We start from the raw sequence: 25540 nt of genomic DNA, 5'->3' as shown, positions 1-25540 counted from the left end.
CTCTTTCTTCAATTACTCCCATCATTATATCATTTCTAAAGCTTTTCCACCAAGAAAATCCAAAAATTCTTTACAAACAAAAAAGGCAACCCTGCTTTAAACAGGATTGCCTTTCAAATTGTACGATTAAGCTTACGCTTTGTTAACGTTCGCTGCTTGTGGTCCACGCGAACCTTCTTCGATATCGAAAGTCACTGTTTGACCTTCTTCAAGAGTTTTGAATCCGTCGCCTTGAATAGCAGTGAAATGTACGAATACATCGTCTCCACCTTCACGTTCGATAAATCCAAATCCTTTTTCTGCGTTAAACCATTTAACTGTACCTTGTTCCATCTTTATTTTCCTCCTCGTGCTCAGTGCACACTTTATTTGTACTATTCTTGCTTAAGGCACGAGACGGAAAAGTTGTTTCAACTATCGTATCTTTACCCACAAAAATAATGCCATTTAAGAATAACATGCTTTATTCAGAAAAGCAAATGACTTGACCAAATTAAACGTCAATAGTTACGCTTTACAATCCAATTTGCGATATCAAGCAACCTAGTTTTCCGAGAATCAAAATCCGAAAGAGCTTGAACAGCTGCCAAATACCGTTCTTCTAGCGCTTCTTTTGCGCCTTCAAGCGTAAGTAAACTGGGATAGGTGCTTTTTTCTAACAATGCATCTGCGCCAGCTTCTTTTCCGAGCAACTCAGAATCACCTGTTACATCCAATATGTCATCACAAATTTGGAAAGCAATTCCGATATTTTCTGCAAACACTCGTAATTTCATGCGTTCGTTTTCTGTAGCTTCACCGATGATGCTTCCTGCGTAGATTGCCGAGGAAAGAAGAGCACCCGTCTTCCTACGGTGAATCGACTCTAACTCTTCAAGGGAAAGTTTTTGTTTCTCGCCTAAAATGTCTGCTTGTTGTCCTCCGACCATGCCAAGTGCGCCTGCTTGCTCGGCTAAATCCTTAACAAGTTTCAGACGCTTCGTTTCATCCAGCTCAGGCGCCTCCGCGATTTCCGAAAAAGCTAGCGTCAAAAGAGCATCTCCTGCGAGAATAGCCGTGGCCTCCCCAAAAACCTTGTGATTAGTTGGTTTCCCGCGCCGCAAATCATCATTATCCATCGCTGGTAAATCGTCGTGAATCAAGCTATAGGTATGCACCATTTCCAGTGCGCTAGCAGCAGGAAGCGCAAGGTGGGCGTCTTTTCCAAGTGCCTCAACTGTCGCAAAAATCAAAAGTGGACGAATTCGTTTTCCTCCAGCCATCAGTGAATAGTGCATCGCTTCTTTCAAGTGAGGTTCGATTCGCTCATCGACAGCATCTTCTAAACGCTTTTCAGTCAGTCTCTTGTAATACTTTCGAAATTCCTGAAACTCCAACTGATTCATTCCCCTTCCACATCTAAAGGCGCTTCGTTTCCATCCTCATCGACTACTTTAGCCATTTTTTCTTCTGCTGTTTTTAGTTTTGTTTCACAAAGCTTTGTTAGTTCAATGCCACGCTGGTAGATATTCAGTGACTCTTCGAGCGTCGCCGTTCCACTTTCGAGCGCTGCAACAATTTCTTCCAATTCTTTTAGTGCTTCCTCAAATGTCTGCTCCTTTTTCGTTGCCAATTTCCATTTCCTCCTTCGCTGTTACATTCGCTTGAAACTTTCCACCATACATGCGTACCGAAACTTCATCTCCTGGCTCAATTTGATCGATACTTTTCACAAGCTCATCTTGTTTATAAGTTAGTCCAAATCCTCGCTTAAGTAAAGCCAAAGGATTTAAGTATTCAAGGGCTTCTATTTGTCTTACAAAATTATGACGCTCATCTTTAACTTTTACATAAGCAGCTCTTTGCAACCGTCTTTTGAGATCACTTAGCGTTTGCTCATTTTTTCTCAGCTCATTAGCAGGTGAATGACCTTGTAATCTTCCAGCTAGGCGCTCAAACTGAAACTGCTTTCGTTCAAGTTGTTGTTTCATCGCTTGGTTTAACTTTAAAACGTCGAAATCAAGACGCTCCATTTGTTTTTCAAGCAAACGTTTAGGTCCATAAAATTGCAGTTTATTTTTCGCCCCGAGTAGGTCAGCTTGTTTTCGCTCAAACACTAAATTTAAAGAATGTGTCAACCGATATTTTCGCTCACTTAGCCTTTCAAGTAAATCTGCTGCGTGCGGAACAGCAAGTTCCGCAGCTGCGGTTGGTGTTGCTGCTCTCACATCTGCTGCAAAATCAGAAAGAGAAAAATCAGTTTCATGTCCAACAGCCGAAATAACGGGAACATCTGAATCATAGACGGAGCGAACCACGACTTCTTCATTGAACGCCCACAGTTCTTCAAGCGAACCGCCTCCACGACCAATGATCATTAAATCAATATCATTCCGTTGATTAATTCGCGCAATGTTTTCTGCTACTTTTCGTGCAGAGCCCTCTCCTTGAACAAGTGTCGGATAAACAAGTACCTCAACGCTTGGCATTCGCCTGTGAATGGTGGTTAGAATATCTCGAACTGCCGCCCCTGTTCGACTCGTGACAACAGCGATCTTAGAAGGGAAAGAAGGAAGCACTTTTTTATGCTCCGCATCAAAAAGTCCTTCCTTTTCCAATTTTGCTTTTAACTGTTCAAACTGCACATAAAGAGCACCAATTCCGTCTGGCTCCATCCCTTCAGCATAAAATTGATAGCGTCCAGCTTTTGTAAAAACAGAAATTCGTCCGGTTAAAAGAATATTCATCCCATCTTCGGGCTTAAAATTTAATTTTTGGACAGATTTTGCAAACATCACGACACGAATCATCGCCGCTTCATCTTTTAACGTGAAATAAAGATGACCACTTGCTGGCATTTTTAAATTTGAAATTTCACCTTTCACAAAAACTTGCTTTAAATAAGGATCCGCTTCAAACTTACGCTCAATATATTTAGTCAATGCCTCAACTGTTAAGTACTTTTCTTGCAAAATCATCACTTCCGTCATTTAGCCTTGTTTGGCAAATAAATTTTTTGCAGCGGTTAATGTGTTTTTAAGAAGCATTGTAATCGTCATCGGACCAACGCCACCAGGAACCGGTGTGATAAATCCTGCTTGTTCAAATACATCTTCGTAATCAACATCCCCGCAAAGTTTGTTATTTTCATCGCGATCCATGCCAACATCAATGACAATCGCTCCTGGTTTTACAAAGTTCTTTTTGACAAATTTCGCCCGTCCAGTTGCAACGACTAAAATATCAGCTTCACTTGCAACCGCCGGCAAATCTTTTGTCCGACTATGCGCAATGGTCACGGTTGCATTTTCCTGAAGCAGTAACTGAGCCACTGGTTTTCCAACGATGTTACTTCTTCCAATCACAACCGCACGTTTTCCTTCAATCTTTTCGCCAGTTGATTTAATTAATTCAATGATACCCGCTGGCGTACAAGGAACAAGGGTTTCTTTCCCAATAAATAAGTTTCCAACATTCAAAGGATGAAAACCATCCACATCTTTTTCTTGGCTAATCGCATCAATAACTTTATCTTCTGAAATATGTTTTGGGAGCGGTAATTGCACGAGAATTCCATGAATGGAATGGTCGTTGTTTAAATCTTCTACCGTTTGAAGTAGTTCAGCTTCACTTACTTCTTCTGGTAATTCGATTAAAACAGATTTCATACCCGCCTCTTCCGTCCGCTTTTGCTTATTTCTAACATATGTACGGGATGCTTGATTATCACCGACAAGCACAACCGCAAGACCTGGTTGCTCTCCTTTTGCCACTAGTTCGCTTACTTCTCTCGTTACGCTTTCTTGAATCTCTTTTGCTAATTTTTTTCCGTCAATTACTTGTGCCATTTCAAATTGCCCCCTTAAAAACTTATGATGAAGTAAGACGAAGAAATCCGAAAGAAAAAAGATTATTTTCTTTAAGATCTTTCGGTTTCTCGCTTACAGTCAAACCACTAATCGTTTTTCGCAATATTTGCCAGTACACCATTAATAAACTTGCTAGCTTTTTCGTCGCTATATACTTTAGCAATTTCAATTGATTCATTCAAACTCACGCGATCAGGGACATCGTCTAAAAATAACATTTCAAATGTACCCACTCGCAAAATCGATAAATCGACTTTGTTCAAGCGATCTAACTTCCAATTATCCAAATGTGCCGTAATTTTTTCATCGAGCTCTTGTTTATGCTCGGTCACTCCAAAAACTAACTTCTCGACATAAGCCTCTTCTTCCCCGTCCATGATGTTTTCAATGGCTTGTTCAGCAGTCATTTCATTTAGCTCCATCTGAAACAAAGCTTGAAGTGCGCGCTCGCGTGCTTCTCTTCTTTTCATTTTCGTACTCCTTTTCTCTTTCAAAACTTGCTTAGAAGGTTAAATCATCGAGAGAAAACGGTTCCGTCTTTTCAAACTGAACGCCTACAACATGAACATTAACTTCAAGAACGTGAAGCCCAGTCATATTAAAGATAGCGCTACGAACAGCATCTTGAACTTTTTCAGCTACAAGCGGAATACTTGCACCAAACAAAACCGTACAATAGAGATCAACCAAAATACCATCGTCTACTAGATCAATTTTTACGCCCTTTCGGTAATTCACAGCACCACCAAAGCGCTCACGCATTTCAGTAGCAAATCCGCCTTGCATGGAAGCCACTTGTTCTACTTCACTAGCAGCAAGTCCGGCAATCACACCGATCACTTCAGGAGCAATTTCAATTTTCCCAAGGGGTTCATCTTGCCCTTTTCTAAGATCTCTTGTATAGGCCATGATTAGTCCTCCTCGCTTTTATTCATAACGTCATTTTGCTCAAGAAACTTCGTATTGAAATCTCCCGAACGAAATGCTTCCGTTTCTAAAACATTCAAATGGAACGGAATCGTTGACGGAATACCATCAATTGCAAATTCACTTAAAGCACGTTCCATTTTAGCAACCACTTCTTCCCGTGTATCCGCATGACAAATCAGTTTAGCAATCATGGAATCATAGAAAGGTGGGATTTTGTAGTTGGGATAAGCTGCTGAATCAATGCGGACGCCATTCCCACCTGGTGGTAAATAAAAAGTAATTTCACCTGGTGCTGGCATAAAATTCCGTGCTGGATTTTCAGCATTGATCCGACACTCCATTGCCCAACCGTTCATTTTAATGTCTTGTTGCTTCACGGAAAGCTCTTTTCCAGAAGCTACAAGAAATTGCTCTTTCACAAGGTCCACACCCGTAACAAGTTCCGTCACCGGATGTTCCACTTGAATCCGCGTGTTCATTTCCATAAAGTAAAACGATTTTTGCTTCGGCTCGTAGATAAATTCAATCGTTCCAGCTCCAGAATAATTTACAGCTTTCGCCGCTTTGACTGCCGCTTTCCCCATTTTCTGACGCATTTTCTCGTCAAGAGCAGGAGAAGGGCTTTCTTCAATTAATTTCTGCAAGCGCCGCTGAATCGTACAGTCTCGCTCACCTAAATGGATAACATTCCCATGATTATCGGCCATCACTTGGATTTCAACATGGCGAAAATCTTCAATGTACTTTTCAATATAAACGCCGGGATCTCCAAATGCTGCTTCTGCTTCTTGTTGCGTTGTTTGAATACCGCTTATTAATTTCTCTTCATCTTCGGCAATTCGAATACCTTTTCCGCCGCCGCCTGCTGTTGCTTTAATAATAACAGGGTAACCAATTTTGGCTGCAATTTTCATTCCTTCTTCAGCGCCAGAAACAATCCCGTGGGAACCAGGGACAACAGGAACACCTGCTTTACGCATCGTTTCACGCGCCACATCTTTTGTCCCCATCTGAGAAATTGCTTCTGCACTTGGACCGATAAAAGTAATATTACAATCCGAACAAAGATCAGCAAAATCCGCATTTTCAGCTAAGAAACCATAGCCAGGATGAATCGCATCACAGTTTGTCAAAACAGCAACACTGATAATATTCGACATATTTAAGTAACTATCTTTGGACGCTGCAGGCCCAACGCAGTAAGCTTCATCCGCAAGCTGACTATGTAAAGCATCGCGATCCGGCTCTGAATAAATCGCTACCGTTTCGATTCCGAGTTCTTTTGCCGCACGAATAATCCGAACAGCGATTTCACCCCGATTTGCTACTAAAACTTTTTTAATCATATCGAAGGACCCCTTACTGTTTTCTTACTTTAAAGAGCGGTTGACCATATTCAACTAGCTCCCCATTTGAAACAAGAATTTCTGCAATTTCTCCGTTTACATCTGCTGTAATATCATTGAACAGCTTCATCGCTTCGACAACGCAAACCACTGTGCTCGCTGAAACTTTAGAACCCACTTGTACGTAAGGTGCATCATCTGGGCTACCAGCCGCATAAAAAGTCCCGACCATCGGAGATGTAATCACTTCAAGACCAGCTTCACTTGTGCTTTCTGCTTCACTTGTTTGAGCAGGAGCAGCTGCAGCAGTTTCCGTTACTTGGCTTGCTGCTTCTACTGCTGGCACCGCAACTGAGCTTTGTTTTTGCGGAATAACTGTGACAGCTCCGCTATTTTTTTGTAAATGAATTTTTGTATCGTCAACTTCTAGTTTTAGTTCATCCAAATTGGACTCATCAATCAGCTGAATTAGCTGTTTAATTTCATCAAAAGATAGCATTTCATTCTACACTCCTTAATCCTCTATATAGATTATATATACCATCAACATTGTATCATATTTCATGTTGAAAAAGTATTACTCCGCCTAAATTTCATCAAAAAAGCACTCGCAAAAAGCAAGTGCTCAGGGAAAAGTTAAGCGCGAGAAACGTAAGTAGCTTCTGTTGTGTTGATCACAAGTGTATCGCCTTCATTTACGAAAAACGGCACTTGTACAACAAGACCAGTTTCAAGCGTTGCAGGCTTCGAACCACCAGAAGAAGTATCTCCTTTAATGCCAGGTTCTGTTTCAGCAACTTTTAACTCTACCGTATTTGGAAGATCTACGCCGATCGTTTCACCTTGATACATAATCACGTTGATTTCCATATTTTCTTTCAAAAATTTAAGTTCATATTCAATTTGCGAACTTGGTAATTCAATTTGCTCATAATTTTCATTATCCATGAAAACATGATTATCGCCATCTGCGTATAAATATTGCATTTTGCGGTTATCGATTTGAGCTTTTCCAACTTTCTCGCCACCACGAAATGTTTTTTCTTGAATTGCTCCAGTACGAAGATTGCGGAGTTTCGAGCGAACAAATGCAGCGCCCTTACCCGGTTTTACGTGTTGGAAATCCATAACGCGCCAAATGCCGCCATCGACTTCGATCGTAAGCCCCGTTTTAAAATCATTTACTGAAATCATCTTTTTTCCTCCTGTTAATAAGCCAAGATCTTGGAATCCAAGTTTCGTAAACTATATCCTATTTTATTTAACCATAAAACCGCCAAACTTACAAAGAAAATTTTATAAGATTATCAGTTCTTTTGGCGAATGAATCAAGACTTCATTCCCTGTTTCTGTGATCAAAAGATCGTCTTCAATTCGAACTCCACCAATTTCAGGTAAATAAATGCCAGGTTCATCCGTCACAACGTTTCCAGGAACAAGTGCCTTTTTACTTTTCATTGAAAGATTAGGTCCTTCATGAATTTCAAGGCCAATCCCGTGTCCGAGCGAGTGTCCAAATGCTTCTCCGTAGCCAAACGAAGCAATATGATCTCGCGCGATTTTATCTGCTTCAATCCCTGTTATGCCAGGTTTTAAAGCCTCAATCACTTTTAACTGCGCATCCAGCGTGATTTGATAAATTTCTTTAAGCTTAGGATCCGGTTCGCCCATCGCAACCGTACGAGTCATATCGGAGCAGTATCCGTTATAGTAACAACCATAATCCATCGTGACAAAGTCCCCTGATTCAATGACCTTTTGGGAGGCAACACCATGAGGGAGAGCCGAACGAAGTCCACTTGCAACAATCGTATCGAAAGAAGAAGACGTCGCACCGTTTCGTCTCATGAAAAACTCTAATTCATTCGAAACTTCAATTTCTTTCATGCCAACTTTCATAAATTTAATAATATGGCTAAAAGCAGCATCTGCAATTTCGCAAGCCGTTCTAATTTCCTTCAATTCAGCTTCCGTTTTCACTTCGCGCATCGTTTCAAAAAAGCCTTGAATCGGCGCAAGCTCAGCTTCAAAAGTTTGTTGCATCAATTTAAATTCAGCAACCGTTACATAGCTTTCTTCAAAGTGAAGCGTTCTTACTCCATTTTGTTTGAGGAGTTCATTTACAGTTTCAAAAATCGGTCCAGTATGTTTCACAATTTCATACCCAATCGCTTGCTTAGCAGCTTGCTCCGTATATCTAAAATCCGTTATAAAGTAAGCCTTATCAGGTAAAAGGAGCGCGACTCCACTTGTTCCCGTAAAACCGGAAACATAACGACGATTGTATTCACTCGTTACAAGAACCGCTTGATAGTTTGCCTTTTGTAACGAATCTTGAATTTTCGATAATTTGTTCATGTTCTTTCCTCCCTAGCTTTTTCATTCTTCTGCTATTGTAGCATAAAATCGTGCCTCGTAATATGATTTCGCGCTCAAACCCGCTCCGTTTCTAGCTTGTCCAATTAGAAAGTGCTATAATGATACTCTAGAAATCAAGAAGGTCGGTGAATATATGAAACAAAATCCAAAACCAACTTATGGCGGTCAAGCTGTTGTTGAAGGCGTTATGTTTGGTGGCAAAAAGCAAACTGTCACTGCCATAAGACGAATAGATGGTACATTTGATTATTTTTATCTTGAAAAAAACAGCCCTGTTTGGGTCGCAAAACTAAAACGAATTCCTTTTCTCCGCGGCATTGTTGCTTTAATCGAATCCAGTGCGATCGGATCCAAACATTTAACATTTGCTACCGACCGATATGAAGAAGATCCAAATGATCCGGTAGAAGAGCAGCACGTGGAAAAGAAAGAATCCAAACTTGCCATGTGGCTAGGTGTTGCCGTTATCGGCATTCTTTCTTTTATTTTTGCTAAATTTGTCATGACGCTCATCCCTGTGTTTCTTGCTCAGTTTTTCCGATTCCTTGTCCCTAGCGACACTGGACAAATCTTGTTAGAAAGCTTTTTCAAACTACTTTTATTGCTAGGTTATATCTTCGCCGTCTCGCAAACTCCTATTATCAAACGAGTTTTCCAGTATCACGGCTCTGAACATAAAGTTATCAATTGCTTTGAAAATGGGCTTCCATTAACCGTTGCAAACGTCCAAAAAGAGTCACGCCTGCATTATCGTTGCGGAAGCAGTTTTATTCTATTCACCGTCGTCGTTGGGATGTTTATTTATTTCTTAGTTCCAACTGACCCACTCTGGTTACGGATTTTAGACCGGATTTTACTAATTCCAGTTGTTCTCGGCGTATCTTTTGAAGTTTTACAACTCACTAACAAATGCCGAAACATTCCTGTTTTACGTTTTCTTGGCTATCCTGGGCTTTGGCTCCAACTTCTCACGACAAAAGAACCTACAGACGATCAAGTGGAAGTTGCCATCGCTTCATTCAACGAATTACTTCGCGTTGAAAAAGAAGGCGTACCGGTTCAAAATGACATTTCCGACTTGGAAGTAGCGGAGTAAGACGAAGATGAAAAAAAGTTCACTTCTGATTCTTGCCGTTATTTTACTTTTGTGTTTGGTTGGCCTTTTTACTGGAAAATGGACGATTTTGTTTTGGCTAGTACTTTCCGCGAGTATTTTCACCGCCCTCTTTTACTTTATAAACCGGGCAGCAGGGCGAAAAGAAACCGATTCCGCTTACAAGCGTGCCGTAAAACAATCAAAAGAGCTTCGGAAAGCAAAAGTAAAGCCTGCTAAAAAAAAGAAAAAATCTTCCTTTAAAGTCATTGATGGAGGAAAAAAATAAGGTATAATAGTTATAATGCTTTTTTTAGGAAAGGAGTTTAGAATTTGGGTAGTTGGATTTTAGCAATCGCGATTTTGCTGATTTTATTCATTTATGAAGTTTATCAATTTGTTATGCGTAAAAAAGCGCGTACTGTACTAACAGAAGAAGAATTTAAAGAGGGCTACCGCAAAGCGCAATTGATCGACGTTCGTGAACCAAATGAATTTGATGGTGGCCATATTTTAGGCGCGCGGAATATTCCGGTTACGCAGCTTAAACAACGCACATCAGAAATCCGCAAAGATCAACCAATATATTTATACTGCCAATCTGCTCAACGCAGCAATCGTGCAGCAATCATGCTCTATAAACGTGGCTACAGAGATATTTACCAGTTAAAACGTGGTTATAGCAAATGGACTGGGAAAACGAAAGCCAAATAATTTCTTAATAAGTCGTACCCCTCAAAAAAGGTACGACTTATTTATTTCTAGGAGGAAATCTACCATGAAAATTACAGCTCCAAAAATTCCAGATGCATTAACTGATCAGTCTGCTCTCACATATGACGATCCGTTTTTCAGTCAAATTGCTTTCTCTGGAGCCTTCCCACTTGCGGAAGAAGAACATTACATGATCGACCATTCTCGTTTTCAAAATAGTTACTTTGAAAATCGTTTTTATCCAAGAATTGAACTGAGCGATGTTTCTTTCGATAAAAGTGACTTATCCAATCTGACTCTTTATGCTAGTTCCATTCATCGCGTTACTTTTGCAGACTGTAAATTAACTGGAATCGACTTTTCCGAAACACTGTTCCAAAATGTTACCTTTCAAAACTGTCGTTTAAACTTGGCTGGTTTTAATTTTAGTCGCTTCAAATCAGCCGCTTTTATTGATTGCGATTTAAGCGGAGCTGAATTTGATGGGACGGAATTCAAGCAATTTACGTTCACGCGATGCAATCTTGATGAATGCTTATTCGCCAATACTTCATTGCTTGGACTCGATTTCACCGATTCGACCTTCAATAGGCTTACAGCAACCGTCCCTGCCTTAAAGGGATTAAAAGTAAATCGCGAGCAAGCGCTCAGCTTGTCAACCATCCTTGGAATTATCATAGAAGACTAAAAAATCCCCGAAAGCAGACTTTGCTTTCGGGGATTTTTGTTAACTTTCTTTTTGATATCGCAAGACAGGTTTCCGAGCAGCCTGTGTTTCATCCAGTCGCTTCACATACGTATTATGTGGAGCTTCTTGAACGATTTCAGGATCCTCTTCCGCTTCTCTTGCAATTTCAAGCATCGTATCGATGAAACTATCTAGCGTTTCTTTTGATTCCGTTTCTGTTGGTTCAATCATCATTGCCTCATCCACAATAAGCGGGAAATAAACCGTTGGCGGATGGAAATTATGATCGAGCAGACGTTTCGCGATATCCGTTGTTCTTACACCGAGTTTCTTTTGTCTACTACCGCTTAAAACAAATTCATGCTTACAGATTTGGCTATAAGGAAGATCAAACGCTTTTTCCAAACAACGCATCATATAATTGGCGTTCAGCACCGCATATTCGGTTACTTTTTTCAAACCTTCTGCGCCCATCGTCCGAATATAAGTATATGCACGAACGTTAATGCCGAAGTTGCCATAAAATGGTTTTACTCGTCCGATTGATTCAGGGTAATTATAATCAAAAACATAGCGATCATCTTGTTTGGTCAAAACAGGTGTTGGCAAATAAGGAATCAGATCTTTTTTGATCCCAATTGGTCCAGAACCTGGGCCACCGCCGCCATGCGGACCCGTAAACGTCTTGTGCAAGTTTAAATGCACAACATCAAAGCCCATATCCCCAGGGCGTGCTTTCGACATAACCGCATTTAAATTGGCACCATCATAGTAAAGCTTGCCTCCAGCTTCATGGATGATTTCAGCAATTTCCACAATATCTTTTTCGAATAAACCAAGCGTATTCGGATTCGTAAGCATCAAAGCTGCCGTATCTTCTCCAACAACGCTCCGTAAATCTTCGATATCAACAAGTCCCTTGTCATTCGATTTTACCGTCACAACTTCAAAGCCAGCTACTGTTGCAGATGCCGGGTTTGTTCCGTGTGCAGAATCCGGGATAATCACTTTGGTCCGTTTAGTATCTTGATTTGCTTCATGGAATGCGCGGATCAACATTAAGCCAGTCCACTCCCCTTGTGCACCTGCAGCAGGTTGAAGTGTCACTTCATCCATTCCAGTGATTTCCACTAAACTTTCCTGTAAATCATACATCAATTCCATTGCACCTTGCACGGAGCTTTCAGGTTGATAAGGATGAATATTTGCAAAGCCTGGGAATCGAGCTACTTTTTCATTTATTTTTGGATTATATTTCATCGTACAAGAGCCAAGCGGATAGAAGCCAGAGTCTACTCCAAAATTGTGGTTCGATAGCTCTGTATAGTGACGCATAATTTCAAGTTCACTGAGTTCTGGTAAAACCGCTTTTTTCGAGCGAATCGTTTTAGCATCGAAAATTTGACTTAGATCTGTTTCTGGCACATCTTGTTCTGGTAAGCTAAATCCAATTCTACCAGGAATAGAGCGTTCAAAAACTAATGGCATTGTTTCACTCATTTGACTCCCTCCAGACTGTTAACCAATGTTTCAACAAATTGATCGATTTCTTCTTTGCTTCGCATTTCGGTAACGGCTACTAGCATATGATTTTGATACTGTGGATAGTATTTCGACAGGTCATAGCCACCAATAATACCATGTTCCAAAAGCGCTTCGTTCACTTCTGAAACCGAGTGATCAAGTTTTATGACAAACTCGTTAAAAAACGCTTCGCTAAACTTCATGTCAAAGCCTGCATCGGCAAATCGTTTTCTTGCATAATGTGCTTTATCGACATTTTGTTTCGCCATTTCTGGTAAACCTTCTTGCCCAAGCGCTACCATCGCAACAGAAGAAGCGAGCGCGTTTAACGCTTGATTCGAGCAGATGTTTGAAGTCGCTTTATCACGTCTAATATGTTGCTCCCGTGCTTGAAGAGTTAGCACGAAACCGCGTTTTCCATTTTCATCTACGGTTTCCCCAACGAGACGCCCTGGAACTTTACGCATCAATTTCGTGGTCACTGCGAAATAGCCACAGTGAGGTCCCCCAAACGATTCGGAAATCCCGAAAACTTGTGTATCCCCAGCAACGATATCTGCTCCAAATTCACCCGGCGGTGTTAAAATTCCAAGCGCAAGTGGGTTACTGGAAACAATGAATAAACCTTTATGTTCATGAACAATTGGTTCGATCGCACCAAGGTCTTCTACTTGACCGAAAAAGTTTGGATACTGAACGACAACACCTGCTACTTCATCATTCATTTCTGTTTGAAGCGCTTCTAAATCCGTTACCCCATCTTTTTCCGGAATGAGTACCACTTCAACATGATGTCCTTTTGCATACGTTTTTAATACATTAATCGATTCGGGATGAACTGCTTCAGAAACTAAAATTTTCTTGCGTCTCGTGTGCCCAGCCGCAAGCATAGCTCCTTCTGCAAGCGATGTTGCCCCATCATACATCGAAGAGTTAGCAAGATCCATACCCGTTAATTCAGCAATCAATGTTTGAAACTCAAAAATCGCTTGAAGTTCCCCCTGTGAAATTTCTGGTTGATACGGCGTATAGGCTGTATAAAACTCTGAACGAGAAATAACATGATCCACAATCGTCGGAATATAGTGCGAGTATGTGCCTGCCCCTAAGAAAGAAGCCGCATCCTGCGTATTTACATTTTTAGCAGCTAACCGACTTAACTCCTTTAATAAATTGGGTTCAGATAGTGGTGGCTTAAGATCATATTCTCTTTTAAACCGTACTTTTTCCGGAATATCCGCAAACAAATCTTCAATTGACTCTGCACCAATAGCCTGAAGCATTTCTTTTTCATCTTGCTCCGTCATTGGCAAATAACGAAATTTCGCCATTTTTCTTCCTCCTTTTCATTGCGTAACTGCTCCCTAGTTTTCACGTTTGTAAAATGGTGTTTCGACAACTTTTGCTTGAAGCTTTTTATTTCTAACCTCGACTTCAATGACTTGACCAACATTTGCAAAATCTGTTTTCACAAGTACAAGCCCCAGGTTTTTACCAAGAGTAGGTGACTGCGTCCCCGATGTAACTTCCCCAATTTCATTTCCATCTACAAAAACTTTATAGCCGGTGCGCGGAATGCCCCGGTCGATCATTTCAATTCCAACCGCTTTACGTGGAACGCCCGCTTCTTTTTGCTTAATTAACGCTTCTTTCCCAATAAAGTCAGCCTCTTTTTTCAACTTCACTGCAAAATTAAGCCCAGCTTCTAGCGGTGTGATATCTTTCGACAACTCTTGACCATAAAGCGCAAAGTTCGCTTCAAAACGAAGTGTATCCCGCGCGCCAAGCCCAATAGGCTTTACTCCCGCTTGGAGAAGCGCTTCAAATACTTCAGCCGTATCTTCTGCTTTCGTATAAATTTCAAAGCCATCTTCCCCGGTATAACCAGTGCGTGAGATGAGTGCCTTCTTCCCAGCTACTTTCACATCTTCTTCAAAGCCAAAAAATGGAATAGCTGACAAATCTGTATCCGTAAGCGTACCTAATATTTTTTCAGCTTCTGGTCCTTGAACCGCTAACTGTCCGTATTCACTAGACACATTAGAGACTTTCACGTCTTCTGTCACATGTTCTTTTAGCCAGTTGAAATCTTTCTCAGTGTTTGCAGCATTGACAACGAGCAAATACTTTTCATCCGAAAATTTATAAGCTACTAAGTCATCAACTGCTCCGCCTGTTTCATAGCAGACAATATTATACTGAGCACGTCCCACTTTCAATTTAGAAACATTGTTTGAGAGGACCTTATCAAGATACTCAGTGCTTTCTTTTCCTTCTACTAAGATTTCCCCCATGTGTGAAACATCAAAAACGCCTACATGTGTTCGAACTGCTTCATGCTCCTCTTTAATTCCTGAAAACTGAACGGGCAAATCCCATCCTCCAAAATCAATTGTTTTTGCTCCGTATTTCGCGTAGAGCGGATGAAGCGGTGTTTTTAAAAGCTCTGTCAACATGAAAACCTCCTCTTGAATTTGTGCATAGGAAAAAGGCTTATAAGCAATAAGCCCTGTCGCAAATTCCACTCCAGAGTTGCGTCCTGTAAACATCCTTTTGCCTGAGAGTTTCACATAGTTCATGCTTTCCCCGTCGGCGCTGTCAAAACAGTCTCTCCGTTTACATTCAACCGCTTTTTTCTATGTACCCTTTCCTTTTCTCTAGCTTACCATGGCACAGATTGTTCGGCAAATAATAAGTTTTTACGGATATATTACGATTTATCGCTCTTAACGTTCGTAATGTAAAGGCTTAACTTTATTTTTTTTTACAAAACGTCCGTATTGTTTATTTTTTCACAATCTTTTTCACGAACAAAAAAATTTTTTTGCTGGTTTTTCTTGATTTATTTCGCCAAATAAACGAGAAAAATTTTGAATTCGCCTAAAGAAAGACCTTTTAGCCGATTTTTCTTGATTCTATCGAAAAAGGAGTTTCATGATATTTGGCGAAGAAAGAAACAAGGAGGTGCCTCTAACTTTGCCCAAACAACTTTTAGCAAGTCTGCTCAAACAAGCGCTTCACTACGACACGAGTGATATTCATATCCACCCCTTTAAAAGCGGAGCTCTTATTCGAATGCGCATTGCCGGAAAACTGTATCCCTTCAAGACTTTAAGCAAAGAAGAAACCGAGAAGTTGATCCTATTTTTAAAATTTCAATCAGGACTTGATATTGGTGAAAAACGATTGCCACAGTCTGGAAGTTTCGAAGACCAAATCCATCATGAAAAAATCGCTCTGCGTGTCTCTACTCTTCCTAATGTCAGCTCAAGCGAAAGCTTAGTCCTTCGCTTGTTTCGTTTTAACCAATTTATCTCTTTTCAGAAATCCTCGATTTTCCCCATCGAATCAAACAGCATTTTAAAATGTTGTCACAATCATACGGGACTCTTTTTGTTTTCTGGAAGCACCGGAAGTGGAAAATCTTCATCGATGTATGGATTAGCCGAATTATTTTTATCTCAAAAACTTCAAAGCATAGTAACTATCGAAGATCCCGTTGAACATTTGAATGAAACATTCCTGCAAATTGCGGTCAATGAAAAAGCCGGACTTACTTACAGTAAACTAATTCGTGCTGTTTTACGCCATGATCCTGACATTCTCATCGTAGGTGAAATCCGCGACCAAGAAACGGCCGAAATCGTCATCCGAGCCGCTTTAACTGGTCATCTCGTTTTGAGTACAGTCCATGCAGATAGCTTATCTGGTGTGCTAACGCGACTGCTTGAATTTGGTTTACCAAAAAATCATCTCACTCAAGCTCTACTTGGGATCAGCCATCAAGTTCTGAAGCAGTTATACTGTCCTTTTTGCGGGAAAGATTGCTCTTTATTTTGCACACATCTCTCGGAAAAACAAACTGTCCTTTATGAACATGCTACTCAAAACGAAACACTTCTTTCACTTTTTTCGGGAGAAAATTGCACAGATGGATTAAGTATCGAAAAACAAATTCAGAAAGGAAAATGTTATGGCTTTTTTTAACCAGCGCCAACTTGAACAAGATGGAGATTTTTTAACACGGCTTGCTACTTTACTCAAGCAAGGTTTTTCAATTGAGACAGCTATTTCATATCTTGCTATCGCAAACCCCAAACACGCCAAACGTTATTTAATGATGCTGAACCTCTTACAAGAGGGCTATTCATTTCAAGAAGCACTGCAACAAGCTGCATTTCCAGAATTTATATTCGCTCCTATTTACTATGCGGCAGAACACGGCTTTTTCACAAAAACCCTTGCAGAATGTGGAGAGCTCTTAAAAAAAAAGAGCCGAACAAGAAAAGACGCTTAAAAAGACTTTTCAATACCCTTTAATTCTCTTTGCAACGGTCATTGTGGTTTTTTTCTTGTTACGCGTTTTTTTGTTACCCAAATTTGATTTATTATTCAGCCAAATTAGCGATCATAAAAAACTTTCCACTACTTTTATATTCTTTTTGCTCAAGCAACTTCCGCTTATTTTATTTTTCCTTGTTGCTGCGATTTTCTTGTTCATTCTTTTTATCATGAGAAAAAGCAAGCGACAAAATGCGTTCGACCGAGCGAAAGCTTTCGTTCGCATCCCCATTTTTTCAAGTTTTATACGAATCCACTATTCACAACTATTCGCAAGAGAATGCGGTTATTTACTTAAAAGCGGTTTATCCGTTCAAAAAATGCTGATTCTGTTTTCAAGCCCCAGTTCTCCAGCTTTTTTTCAAGAAATTGGAAAACGACTCGCTAAAAATATTGAAAAGGGACATCCTTTCGCCACTTCCGTTTCTCAGTTAAAACTCTTTGAAACTGAACTGGTTTCGATAATCCAGCATGGTGAGCAAAACGCTACGATTGCTGATGAAATGCTGTTTTATTATGAACTTTGTTATCAAAAATCAATGGCTAAGACGGAAAAGTTATTCGGCTATATTCAACCACTCGCTTTTCTAGTTATTGGCATTTTGATTATTTCAATTTACTTATCCATTCTCTTTCCCATGTTTAGTATGGTCGATCAAATCTAATAAGGAGTGTAATGATAATGAAAATAAATTGGCGTGATGAACGTGGTTTTACTTTGGTCGAAATGCTTGTGGTTTTGCTTGTCGTGAGTGTTTTACTTCTCCTTATCATCCCGAACCTTACAAAGCAAAGCAAATCTATCAATGATAAAGGCTGTAGTGCTTTTGTTTCGATGGTAGAAACTCAAGTTCAAGCTTACGAACTGGAATATCACAACGTCCCTTCTTTTAATGACCTTTTAGATAAAGGTTTCCTATCAAATAAACAAAAGAAATGTCCGAATGGCAATTCTGTTACTATTGATGGCAGCGGAAATGTTCATGAAAAATAGTGCAAATGGCTTCACCCTTGCAGAAATGCTTTTAGTCCTTGCTATCTTTCTATTGCTGATCAGTTGTTCAGTTCCTCCCGCATTTCGCTCACTTAGAAAAATAGAAGAAAAACAGTTCTTTCAAATTTTAAAGGCAGATATTTATCTTGCTCAGTCCGAAGCACTACTTCAACAAAGCGAGCCTGTTGAACTTCGATTCAAACGAGATCAACTCATTATCCAAAGGAGCGATAAACCAGATTTAATCGAAAAATACCCAAATAGCATGCGGATTAAAAAAGAAGAAAACTTTAAATTTCTTCCCCAAACTGGGCACATTAATCGATTTCGAACCGTGAAGTGGCAAGGTGAGACGCGAAACTATCAACTTAAATTTCAAATTGGGAAAGGACGATTTAATATTGAAGAAAATTAATGGCTTTTCACTCATCGAAAGTATTCTTTCCTTAAGCACGCTACTCATCATTTGTACTGTCCTCTTTCCATTTTTATGGAACTTGATCAACCGGTTGGATAACGAACGCGAACAAACGATGCTCTATCAGAAAATGTATGATGAAGTAAAACTTTTTTCTGGTCACCCTATAAAAATCTATTCCAGAAACGAAGAAATTGAAATAAAAGCTTCTAAAGGAGGTTGGGTTATTTGTGGAAAAAGAAAGCAACAAGTCTGCCTCTCTTTTTAATCAAGCCAGAAAAAATGGCTTCACTTTAATTGAAGCTCTTTTATCTCTTTTAGCTGTCACGTCTATTTTTTCTCTTCTCCCGCTCGCCCTTCAAGTGGAACATAAAATCATTCAAGCAAGTGAAGTAGCCACTTCGGCTGAATGGCACTTATTTTTAAAGCAATTACAAGAAGAAAAAGGCGATCACGCTATTTCAACGATCCGTCCAGATGGATTCTGTTTTGTTAAAGATGAAAAAGAAGTTTGCTATTCCAAATACCACTCACTAATCCGAAAGCAAGTTGACGGGCGAGGACACGAACCCATTTTAACCAATATCCAGTCTTTTCAAACTAAAACTTCGACCAATGATTTAGAAATAATAGTAGAGTCCAAAGCGAAGCACTTATTGCAGACCAAAATCCCTCTTCATGGAGATGTCAAAAATGAATAAAAATGGTTTTACTTTGCTAGTTACTTTATTTTTACTATCTTTAACTTTGATGACTGTTACAACTGTAACTCTTCTTTTTGAAAGACAAATCATGTTCGAAAAAAGTTGGCAAGACTATTATAAAACCCAAATAAAAAAAGACAGCTCATCCGAATAGAGTCTTGCAACAAACTCCTATCAAACAAGATATCTTTTAATAAGTATCGTCTTCTTTTTCTATAAAATCGTCTACTTCTTTCTTTGATAAATCAATCATTTTTTCATATTGATATCCATATAACAGGTAGTTTCCATTAGGTGAGCTAAGCAGTGGCTGATTATCTACCAGTTCTAAGATGGTTCGCTTTTTCCCTGTCTCTGGGTCAATCTGAACTAATTTATATTCACCCTGTACAGGGCCAATTTCACGGCTTTCATAAGGCTCGAAACTCGTAAATTGTTTTCTAGAGAAATTCAAATCGAAATAAGGAATAAAGGTGCCTAGTTTGTCATATTCACGTGGCATATCATATTTCGAAAGTGATTCGAAGCCACTTGAGCGAAAATTATAAGTAACTTTATCCTCAGAATTTGCTTCTTCAATGGTCAGTAGTAAGTTCCGATTGGTCGCAAATTCAAAAATATTAGCTGCAACTAAATCCTTCTCAGAATCTGAATGGATATTCTGCAGATATAAATTTCCAAGTTCGCTTTGACTGTTCTTTTGATTTGCTAAATATAAATTATCTCCATACCAAGAAATTAACGAAGAAGGAAGTGAAACAGCTTTATAATCATTTTTTGAAAAGTCATAAACATAAGCTGAGTAAGAAAAGTTCTGTTCATAAACAATAACCATCAGTTTCTCCGGAGAATCTGGATTCCAATAAAAATTGGCAGCCAAAGGTTGCATCGCGTGACTCTCAATCTTTTCGCCAGAACTACTGTCATATATAGTTAATGCAACCTTATTCTCTTTTGAAACGCCATAAATGAAAAAGTATTGATAATCTGGGCTAATTTTGATTTCTGAAATAATATCTGTTGTTTCGAGTAGCTCATCACTTTTTCCAGAAAAAAGATGGTATTTAATCAAACGTGTCTTTTCAGCAGTTTGCTTTTGAATTAAAACTGTATCATTAGAAAGCCAACCTACGGCACGAATAAAGTCATTCTTTTCCGCGTTGATCGGCTTTATGGTCTTCGCTTCCGGTTTACTATTTTCCCCCTCTTCAGCTGAACGATTATCGTCCTGCTTACATCCAAAAAAGATGAAAAGAATACTCACTAGCAAAACGAGCAATGGCCAAAATGATTTCTTTTTCATCTTTTTCCTCCATTCTGAATGTATTCATTTCTACCAATTACCCTTTTTGAAATGAATCAAACCTGATAGAATGAAGGCTTTACAGAAGTTTAAATATTGTTTTCTTCTTCTTTTGGAAGCGCAAGCCATGCAGCACCAATCACACCTGCATCATTTCCACGTGTTGCAATGGAAAGTTTTGTAGATTCTAAGACCGTTGGAAATACCATGGTTTCAAAATACGCTTTAACAGGTTTTAGTAACGCATCTCCAGCAGCGGATACCCCACCACCAATAATGATTTTTTCAGGATTTAACATATTTCCAATATGACTAAGCGCTAGAGCTAAATAAAATGAAATTCGATCCACTACTTTCTTCGCGAACGGATCCCCATCTTTCTCAAAATCAAAAATCAATTTTGAACTAATTTTAGAGCCATTTTGAATCAAGTTTGCAAGCTTTGAGTAGCCTTTATATTCTTTGGCAAGATCTTTCGCTACACGTACAATTCCAGTAGCAGAAGCAACCGTTTCTAAGCACCCTGTCTTCCCACACGTACACTGATAGCCATTTTCTGGAACAACCGTCACATGCCCAATTTCGCCAGCCGCCCCTCTCACGCCGTGAAGAATTTTTCCTTCTGCAAAAATCCCGCCGCCTACTCCTGTTCCAAGCGTGACAAAGACAACGTTGGCTCCGCCTTCTCCAGCACCTTTCCAGCGTTCACCAAGCGCTGCAACATTCGCATCATTATCCAGTTGAATCGATAGCCCTGTGAGTCGCTCTAACTCCTCTGAAACATTTTGCTCTTCCACCCAATTTAAATTATAAGCTCCTTTTACCGTTCCAGTTTCGTAATTCACTGTTCCTGGAGTTCCGACACCAATGCCGTAGAATTCGCTGTTGTCCATTTGGAGTTCCGTTAACTTTTGATTGACACTATCACCAATCTCACGAACGATATGAGAACCCTTATCCTCCGTGTTTGTACGGATACTCCACTTCTCTTCAATTTCACCATCTTTTGTTAAAACCGCAATTTTTGCTGTTGTTCCACCAAGATCAACGCCAATCAATTTCTTTTCCATTCGCGACTTGCTCCTTTTTACTGCTCAAAGGCAGCTGTTTTTCTTTTGTTCTTTGATCAACTCTTGCTTTAAAATACTCCTGGCTCTTGCATATATTTCCCTATCTAATAGTTGATGTTTAAAAAGCCCTGTTAGTTCATGCTCCATCATTTCAATATCATATTCACGCTTCCCTAAATAGACAAAAACCCCATATTTTTTAAGTAACTGTTGGACATCGTATACTGAATTCATAGCGACCCCTCTGGTTTCTTTAGATTATTTTGTTGAAGCTGATGAAATAAATCTTGATAAACTTTATCAGGTGAAAGATTTTTTGCCATTTCCGCATGCTTCAGTGCTTCCTTATCATTTCCGTCTTGTAAATAACAAATCGCAAGTATATAATGCGGTTGCGGCAATTGGTTATTAAGTCGAATAGCTTCATTTGCTTTATCTTTTGCTACACGAAACTCTTTCTTCGTAAGCGCCTGACTAGCCATTAACGTATAACTATACTCATCAGCACTCCGACTCTTTTCTAAATAGCTGAAAAGCTTATTCGCTTCTTTTTGGTTATTTTCTCTCAAGTAATATTGTGCAACTCCATTGGCTGTTGCAGGATCAACTGGTTCATTCGTTCGTTCAAAGCCCATGTATAAGAAAAGTCCTGCTAAAATCAGTACCGCCACGCCGTACAGGATTCGGCGGAGATTAAAGTATTGGTGTGGAATAGAAAGAGCACCTGCCAAGAAGAAACCACCTACAAGTCCTCCTACATGTCCCGCCAAATCAACACTAGGCATGAACAAATCAAGCACTAGATTAATAGCTACAAGAACAGCGATATTTACGCCTATTGTCTTTGCATATAAATGTGGCTTTAAAACTACTAGATAAAGTAAGCAGCCAAACAGTGCAAAAACAGCTGTACTTGATCCAACAGCAACACTACTATTTAAGGCAAAGCTCGCGATGTTCCCTGCAATTCCTCCTAAAATAAGAATTAATGCGTAACGAGAACGCCCGTAAAGTCTTTCTGCCCAAGGTCCAACAATATAGATCATTAAACAGTTAGCCGCAATATGCATAAGACCTGCATGGAGAAATATTGGCGAAACAAAACGCCACCATTCTCCTTCATAAATAAGCGGATTGAATTTTGCTCCCCATTCTACAAGCGTATAAGTATTCAGCGAACTGTCTTTCAAAAACACCCATATAAAGTACAAAGCTTGTAGTAAAATGAAGCCATAAGTGATATACGGCTTTGACTTTCTTGCTTTTTGCTCTTCGTCATTAACTTTTTTCGTAATATACGTAATAACATTCTGGCGTTCATTGACAACTTGTTCTTCTGTTAGATTCGACTCAGCCTGAAATGTCCCTGCTGGAATTGCAAGCTGCTTTTCAAGGGTATGAAAATCTGCTTGAAGACGCTCAGACGAAACAAGCAAATTTTGAATGTTAATTTTTCCATTTTGATTTTTAGTTTGTTCATTAAACAACGTTTCCTCCCCTACTGGAGCAAACGGAGTGATATAAATATTAGCAACTTGAAGAAACGGAGCACCAATTTGCTTCCGTAAATTTTCAGCCACATTAAAAGTATGGTTCATATCCCTTTCAACGACACTCGTCCATCCCATTTCACGAATTTGAATGCGTATTACCGGGCGTTTTTTTTGACTGGGATTTTCTAACCACAATTCATGCTTTTCTTCATGTAAATGAATCAAGCGATAGTTTTCTTGCTCTAAAAAGTAATTAGTCAATCGCCAGAAAATATAATTTTCTTGGAGACTCAAACAATTCCCTGCTTTCTATCTAAATTGCCTATTATACATACTACTATACGCAAAAAAACAGGCATTGTAAACAACAGGACCTGTTTTTATGAAAATTTATCACAAACTCTATTTATCAAATTACCAAAACTTTTTGAACCGGAATATCGTGATCTTCAGTAACTAGTTCTTCATTAACTTGTTCTGAAAAAGCTAAAGAAATCGTATCACCAGGGAAATCCATCAAATATCTGTCATAAAATCCGCCACCAAAGCCTATTCTGTAGCCTGCGGAATTAAAGACAACTCCTGGAACGACGAGTAAGGATAGCTCGCTTTTTGGAACTAGCTTTGCCTTTTCACTCGGTTCCATCAAATCAAACTTTTTTTTAATCAGCTGATCGCCGTTTTCATATTCTCGAAATTGCATTCTATGACCTGGATAGAGTGTCTCAGGAATAGCTATTTTCTTTCCCGTTTCCCATGCCCTACGAATAATTGCTTCTGTCCCAATTTCAGGGTGACGCGATAACGTGATACCCACAAAATGAGCACGCTTCCATTCTTCAGTTTCAAAAAGAAGTTCAGCTAACTTAAGTGACTTCTCGTTATGCTCTGTTTTATCAAGTGATGTCAGTAACTTTAATGTTTCCGTTCTAAGCTTGCCCTTCTCCATTTTTTCTGAAACCTCCTTAAAAAGAAAAAGCAACAGGAAAGTCTGCTGCTTATTTCGTTTCGCGGTGCAAAGTCACACGACGCAATCTTGGACAATATTTTTTTAGTTCAATACGTTCAGGATTTTCACGTTTATTTTTAGTTGTAATGTAGTTGCGATCGCCACATTCGGTACATTCTAAAGTAATGTTTACGCGCATTGTTTTCCCTCCAAATCTTTGCGAAAGAGTATTTTATAACCTGTATAATGATACCATCTTTCCTCTATTTCCGCAAGGTTCGAAAGCTGCTTTCTTTTTATTTTCTTTACAAATTGGAATATCCATAGCCAAGAATAGAGTTTTTATGGTATAAATGTATGTATAGGAACAGGGAAAAGAGGTGTTACTCCATAATGACAGTCGTGATCATAATCCTTCTGATTGCTGCCATCGCATTGTTTGTTCTTTCGTTTATGCAAAAAGATGAAAGCAAACAAATTGAAACAGAATTAGAAGAAGTCGCTTCACAGTTGATGCATGAAAATTACGAGCTCAAAAAGCGGGTTTCATTGCTTGAAAAAGCTATGAACATAACGAAAGAACCAGCCGAACAAGCTGATGAAGATGCTGAAACAGAGGCAGAAAGTGTAAGTCCAAAAATGAAATCTTTACTGAAAAAACAAGTAATTACCCTTTATACGAGTGGGATTTCTGTGGATGAAATTGTTGAACAAGTTACTCTTCCAAAAGAAGAGATTGAACAAACTATTGAAGAATATTTGGAACATTAAAATCCATTTTGAATAGAGAAACTAATACAGAAAGGAGTATTCCCTTTTGAAAAACAATCTGCGTATGATTGCACTTGGATTGCTCATTTCAGCAGTGGTTCTCTTCGTTTTCAATCAGTTCTTTTCTGTAGATTCGAATGCAGCAAAAGAAAGTAAAAAAACAACAACGGTAAATAAAAATAGCGAAGAAAACAGTGCAACTTGGAAAGCTAAGTATGAAAAACTGCTTGCTAAGCAAGAACTAGAAAAAAATAATCAAGACGAAGCTAAGCGCCTTGAAGCTCAGAAAAAAGCAGACGAAGAAAAGAAGAAAAATGAAGTTAAAAATTATAAACTTGTAATTGCAAAAGGTGATCCTTCTTCAAAAGCAAGTGAAGATCTTGAGAAAAACGGAATTGTCAAAAGTGCTTCTGATTTTGAAAAGTTTTTAAAACAAAATGATTATGAAAAATATGTTCGTGATGGCTCGTATGACTTGAACAGCAAGATGAGTTACGAAGAAATTGCTAAAAAATTAGCTCACCAATAAAAAAGATTGTCCCAAAAGTTGGGACAATCCAGACTGTAGACAAAGTAGTGAAAAACTTTGTTTACAGTCTTTTTTTAGATATACTTGTGATAGAACATACATAAAACTGGAGGGATAGACATGTTATCAAAACATCAAGATGAGATCCGCCATCAAATGGTGGCTATTTCGATGGACGATTTAGTGCCAGAAGATCATTTGGTTCGTAAAGTAGATGCTGTGATTGACTTTGATTTTATTTATCCGCTAGTGGAACACACCTATTCACACACAGGAAGACCGAGTGTAGATCCTGTTGTTTTAATTAAGCTCGTGCTGATTCAATATCTATTTGGCATTCGTTCCATGCGACAAACGATTAAGGAAGTCGAAACCAATACAGCTTATCGCTGGTTTTTAGGCTATGATTTCAATAGTAAAATCCCGCATTTTTCAACTTTTGGGAA

33 protein-coding genes, 1 pseudogene and 1 riboswitch are annotated in these 25540 nt (G+C 39.2%); of the genes and pseudogenes, 14 read left to right on the top strand and 20 right to left on the bottom strand.

What is annotated here, in order from left to right; all coding sequences use genetic code 11:
- Positions 1–132 precede the first annotated feature (132 nt).
- The 11 genes from HCK02_RS02325 to HCK02_RS02275 all read right to left on the bottom strand — a co-directional run bounded on the left by HCK02_RS02325 (position 133) and on the right by HCK02_RS02275 (position 8482).
- Entirely contained in the window at positions 133–333 is a 201-nt protein-coding gene (locus tag HCK02_RS02325) for a cold-shock protein (protein WP_122865574.1), read from the bottom strand.
- 167 nt (positions 334–500) lie between these two features.
- Positions 501–1385, bottom strand: a complete 885-nt coding sequence (locus tag HCK02_RS02320) for a polyprenyl synthetase family protein (RefSeq protein ID WP_208970430.1) — start codon at positions 1383–1385, stop codon at positions 501–503.
- On the bottom strand, positions 1382–1612 hold the full coding sequence (xseB, locus tag HCK02_RS02315; protein WP_167628537.1) for an exodeoxyribonuclease VII small subunit: 231 nt from the start codon (positions 1610–1612) through the stop codon (positions 1382–1384). The genes HCK02_RS02320 and xseB overlap by 4 nt, the downstream gene beginning before the upstream one ends.
- Positions 1584–2954: an exodeoxyribonuclease VII large subunit gene (xseA, locus tag HCK02_RS02310; RefSeq protein ID WP_246215511.1), complete on the bottom strand. Its 1371-nt coding sequence runs from the start codon at positions 2952–2954 to the stop codon at positions 1584–1586. Before xseA ends, xseB begins: the two co-directional genes overlap by 29 nt.
- 15 nt (positions 2955–2969) lie before the next feature.
- The gene (gene folD / locus HCK02_RS02305; protein ID WP_167628536.1) at positions 2970–3827 is read right to left on the bottom strand and encodes a bifunctional methylenetetrahydrofolate dehydrogenase/methenyltetrahydrofolate cyclohydrolase FolD; all 858 of its coding nucleotides are present in this window, start codon (positions 3825–3827) and stop codon (positions 2970–2972) included.
- A gap of 107 nt (positions 3828–3934) precedes the next feature.
- Positions 3935–4318: a transcription antitermination factor NusB gene (gene nusB / locus HCK02_RS02300; RefSeq protein WP_122865576.1), complete on the bottom strand. Its 384-nt coding sequence runs from the start codon at positions 4316–4318 to the stop codon at positions 3935–3937.
- 31 nt (positions 4319–4349) lie between these two features.
- Positions 4350–4757, bottom strand: coding sequence for an Asp23/Gls24 family envelope stress response protein (locus tag HCK02_RS02295; protein ID WP_167628535.1), 408 nt, complete (start codon positions 4755–4757; stop codon positions 4350–4352).
- 2 nt (positions 4758–4759) lie between these two features.
- Positions 4760–6124 carry an acetyl-CoA carboxylase biotin carboxylase subunit gene (accC, locus tag HCK02_RS02290; RefSeq protein ID WP_167628534.1) on the bottom strand — a complete coding sequence of 455 codons (1365 nt, stop codon included), beginning with the start codon at positions 6122–6124 and terminating at the stop codon, positions 4760–4762.
- A gap of 13 nt (positions 6125–6137) precedes the next feature.
- Entirely contained in the window at positions 6138–6623 is a 486-nt protein-coding gene (gene accB / locus HCK02_RS02285) for an acetyl-CoA carboxylase biotin carboxyl carrier protein (protein ID WP_167628533.1), read from the bottom strand.
- A 137-nt stretch (positions 6624–6760) separates the two neighbouring features.
- Positions 6761–7318 (bottom strand): elongation factor P, encoded by a 558-nt coding sequence (gene efp, locus HCK02_RS02280; RefSeq protein ID WP_167628532.1) that lies wholly within the window; start codon positions 7316–7318, stop codon positions 6761–6763.
- Positions 7319–7420: 102 nt separating this feature from the next.
- Positions 7421–8482, bottom strand: coding sequence for a M24 family metallopeptidase (locus HCK02_RS02275; RefSeq protein WP_167628531.1), 1062 nt, complete (start codon positions 8480–8482; stop codon positions 7421–7423).
- A 154-nt stretch (positions 8483–8636) separates the two neighbouring features.
- Here HCK02_RS02275 and HCK02_RS02270 point away from each other — a divergent pair, with 154 nt between their 5' ends.
- The 4 genes from HCK02_RS02270 to HCK02_RS02255 all read left to right on the top strand — a co-directional run bounded on the left by HCK02_RS02270 (position 8637) and on the right by HCK02_RS02255 (position 10998).
- Positions 8637–9599 (top strand): DUF1385 domain-containing protein, encoded by a 963-nt coding sequence (locus tag HCK02_RS02270; RefSeq protein WP_167628530.1) that lies wholly within the window; start codon positions 8637–8639, stop codon positions 9597–9599.
- 7 nt (positions 9600–9606) lie between these two features.
- Entirely contained in the window at positions 9607–9885 is a 279-nt protein-coding gene (locus HCK02_RS02265; RefSeq protein ID WP_167628529.1) for a hypothetical protein, read from the top strand.
- A gap of 44 nt (positions 9886–9929) precedes the next feature.
- The gene (locus tag HCK02_RS02260) at positions 9930–10310 is read left to right on the top strand and encodes a rhodanese-like domain-containing protein (RefSeq protein ID WP_167628528.1); all 381 of its coding nucleotides are present in this window, start codon (positions 9930–9932) and stop codon (positions 10308–10310) included.
- Positions 10311–10374: 64 nt separating this feature from the next.
- The gene (locus tag HCK02_RS02255) at positions 10375–10998 is read left to right on the top strand and encodes a pentapeptide repeat-containing protein (RefSeq protein ID WP_167628527.1); all 624 of its coding nucleotides are present in this window, start codon (positions 10375–10377) and stop codon (positions 10996–10998) included.
- Positions 10999–11037: 39 nt separating this feature from the next.
- Here HCK02_RS02255 and gcvPB read toward each other — a convergent pair whose 3' ends face one another.
- The 3 genes from gcvPB to gcvT are packed head-to-tail and all read right to left on the bottom strand — an operon-like array spanning position 11038 to position 14975.
- A complete protein-coding gene (gene gcvPB / locus HCK02_RS02250) occupies positions 11038–12498 on the bottom strand; it encodes an aminomethyl-transferring glycine dehydrogenase subunit GcvPB (protein ID WP_167628526.1) in 1461 nt (486 codons plus the stop codon).
- The gene (gcvPA, locus tag HCK02_RS02245) at positions 12495–13853 is read right to left on the bottom strand and encodes an aminomethyl-transferring glycine dehydrogenase subunit GcvPA (protein WP_167628525.1); all 1359 of its coding nucleotides are present in this window, start codon (positions 13851–13853) and stop codon (positions 12495–12497) included. The genes gcvPB and gcvPA overlap by 4 nt, the downstream gene beginning before the upstream one ends.
- 33 nt (positions 13854–13886) lie before the next feature.
- The gene (gene gcvT / locus HCK02_RS02240) at positions 13887–14975 is read right to left on the bottom strand and encodes a glycine cleavage system aminomethyltransferase GcvT (protein WP_167628586.1); all 1089 of its coding nucleotides are present in this window, start codon (positions 14973–14975) and stop codon (positions 13887–13889) included.
- An 82-nt stretch (positions 14976–15057) separates the two neighbouring features.
- Positions 15058–15148: riboswitch (glycine riboswitch) on the bottom strand.
- Between the two features lie 350 nt (positions 15149–15498).
- On the opposite strand from gcvT, the gene comGA reads away from it, so the two are divergent.
- From comGA to HCK02_RS02205, 7 genes and pseudogenes are all read left to right on the top strand, one after another.
- Positions 15499–16509 carry a competence type IV pilus ATPase ComGA gene (gene comGA, locus HCK02_RS02235; protein WP_167628524.1) on the top strand — a complete coding sequence of 337 codons (1011 nt, stop codon included), beginning with the start codon at positions 15499–15501 and terminating at the stop codon, positions 16507–16509.
- Positions 16496–17528 (top strand): annotated as a pseudogene (gene comGB / locus HCK02_RS02230) (competence type IV pilus assembly protein ComGB). The gene comGA and the pseudogene comGB overlap by 14 nt, the downstream one beginning before the upstream one ends.
- Positions 17529–17539: 11 nt before the next feature.
- A complete protein-coding gene (gene comGC / locus HCK02_RS02225) occupies positions 17540–17857 on the top strand; it encodes a competence type IV pilus major pilin ComGC (protein WP_167628523.1) in 318 nt (105 codons plus the stop codon).
- Positions 17847–18272 (top strand): competence type IV pilus minor pilin ComGD, encoded by a 426-nt coding sequence (comGD, locus tag HCK02_RS02220; protein ID WP_208970429.1) that lies wholly within the window; start codon positions 17847–17849, stop codon positions 18270–18272. The genes comGC and comGD overlap by 11 nt, the downstream gene beginning before the upstream one ends.
- Positions 18259–18543 carry a type II secretion system protein gene (locus HCK02_RS02215; protein WP_167628521.1) on the top strand — a complete coding sequence of 95 codons (285 nt, stop codon included), beginning with the start codon at positions 18259–18261 and terminating at the stop codon, positions 18541–18543. The genes comGD and HCK02_RS02215 overlap by 14 nt, the downstream gene beginning before the upstream one ends.
- Positions 18506–18976 (top strand): competence type IV pilus minor pilin ComGF, encoded by a 471-nt coding sequence (gene comGF, locus HCK02_RS02210; protein WP_167628520.1) that lies wholly within the window; start codon positions 18506–18508, stop codon positions 18974–18976. Before HCK02_RS02215 ends, comGF begins: the two co-directional genes overlap by 38 nt.
- The gene (locus tag HCK02_RS02205) at positions 18969–19133 is read left to right on the top strand and encodes a hypothetical protein (RefSeq protein ID WP_167628519.1); all 165 of its coding nucleotides are present in this window, start codon (positions 18969–18971) and stop codon (positions 19131–19133) included. Before comGF ends, HCK02_RS02205 begins: the two co-directional genes overlap by 8 nt.
- 36 nt (positions 19134–19169) lie before the next feature.
- Here HCK02_RS02205 and HCK02_RS02200 read toward each other — a convergent pair whose 3' ends face one another.
- The 6 genes from HCK02_RS02200 to rpmG form a co-directional block, all read right to left on the bottom strand.
- The gene (locus HCK02_RS02200; protein ID WP_167628518.1) at positions 19170–20282 is read right to left on the bottom strand and encodes a YqgU-like beta propeller domain-containing protein; all 1113 of its coding nucleotides are present in this window, start codon (positions 20280–20282) and stop codon (positions 19170–19172) included.
- A gap of 89 nt (positions 20283–20371) precedes the next feature.
- Positions 20372–21352 carry an ROK family glucokinase gene (locus tag HCK02_RS02195; RefSeq protein ID WP_167628517.1) on the bottom strand — a complete coding sequence of 327 codons (981 nt, stop codon included), beginning with the start codon at positions 21350–21352 and terminating at the stop codon, positions 20372–20374.
- A 24-nt stretch (positions 21353–21376) separates the two neighbouring features.
- Positions 21377–21586 (bottom strand): YqgQ family protein, encoded by a 210-nt coding sequence (locus HCK02_RS02190; protein WP_167628516.1) that lies wholly within the window; start codon positions 21584–21586, stop codon positions 21377–21379.
- Positions 21583–23139 (bottom strand): rhomboid family protein, encoded by a 1557-nt coding sequence (locus HCK02_RS02185; RefSeq protein ID WP_167628515.1) that lies wholly within the window; start codon positions 23137–23139, stop codon positions 21583–21585. Before HCK02_RS02185 ends, HCK02_RS02190 begins: the two co-directional genes overlap by 4 nt.
- A gap of 115 nt (positions 23140–23254) precedes the next feature.
- A complete protein-coding gene (locus HCK02_RS02180) occupies positions 23255–23794 on the bottom strand; it encodes a 5-formyltetrahydrofolate cyclo-ligase (protein WP_167628514.1) in 540 nt (179 codons plus the stop codon).
- Positions 23795–23843: 49 nt separating this feature from the next.
- Complete coding sequence (gene rpmG / locus HCK02_RS02175; RefSeq protein WP_003719608.1) at positions 23844–23993, bottom strand: 50S ribosomal protein L33; 150 nt, start codon at positions 23991–23993, stop codon at positions 23844–23846.
- 194 nt (positions 23994–24187) lie between these two features.
- On the opposite strand from rpmG, the gene HCK02_RS02170 reads away from it, so the two are divergent.
- The 3 genes from HCK02_RS02170 to HCK02_RS02160 all read left to right on the top strand — a co-directional run.
- Positions 24188–24565, top strand: a complete 378-nt coding sequence (locus HCK02_RS02170) for a hypothetical protein (RefSeq protein ID WP_167628513.1) — start codon at positions 24188–24190, stop codon at positions 24563–24565.
- Between the two features lie 46 nt (positions 24566–24611).
- The gene (locus HCK02_RS02165) at positions 24612–25094 is read left to right on the top strand and encodes an endolytic transglycosylase MltG (protein ID WP_167628512.1); all 483 of its coding nucleotides are present in this window, start codon (positions 24612–24614) and stop codon (positions 25092–25094) included.
- 120 nt (positions 25095–25214) lie between these two features.
- On the top strand, positions 25215–25540 hold a 326-nt coding region (locus HCK02_RS02160; RefSeq protein ID WP_167628511.1), incomplete at its 3' end, for a transposase.

This window comes from Listeria valentina, assembly GCF_011800755.1.
Classification (GTDB): Bacteria; Bacillota; Bacilli; order Lactobacillales; family Listeriaceae; genus Listeria; species Listeria valentina.
The sequence above is the reverse complement of the archived record's forward strand: the minus strand, read 5'-3'. Positions and strand labels throughout refer to the sequence as shown.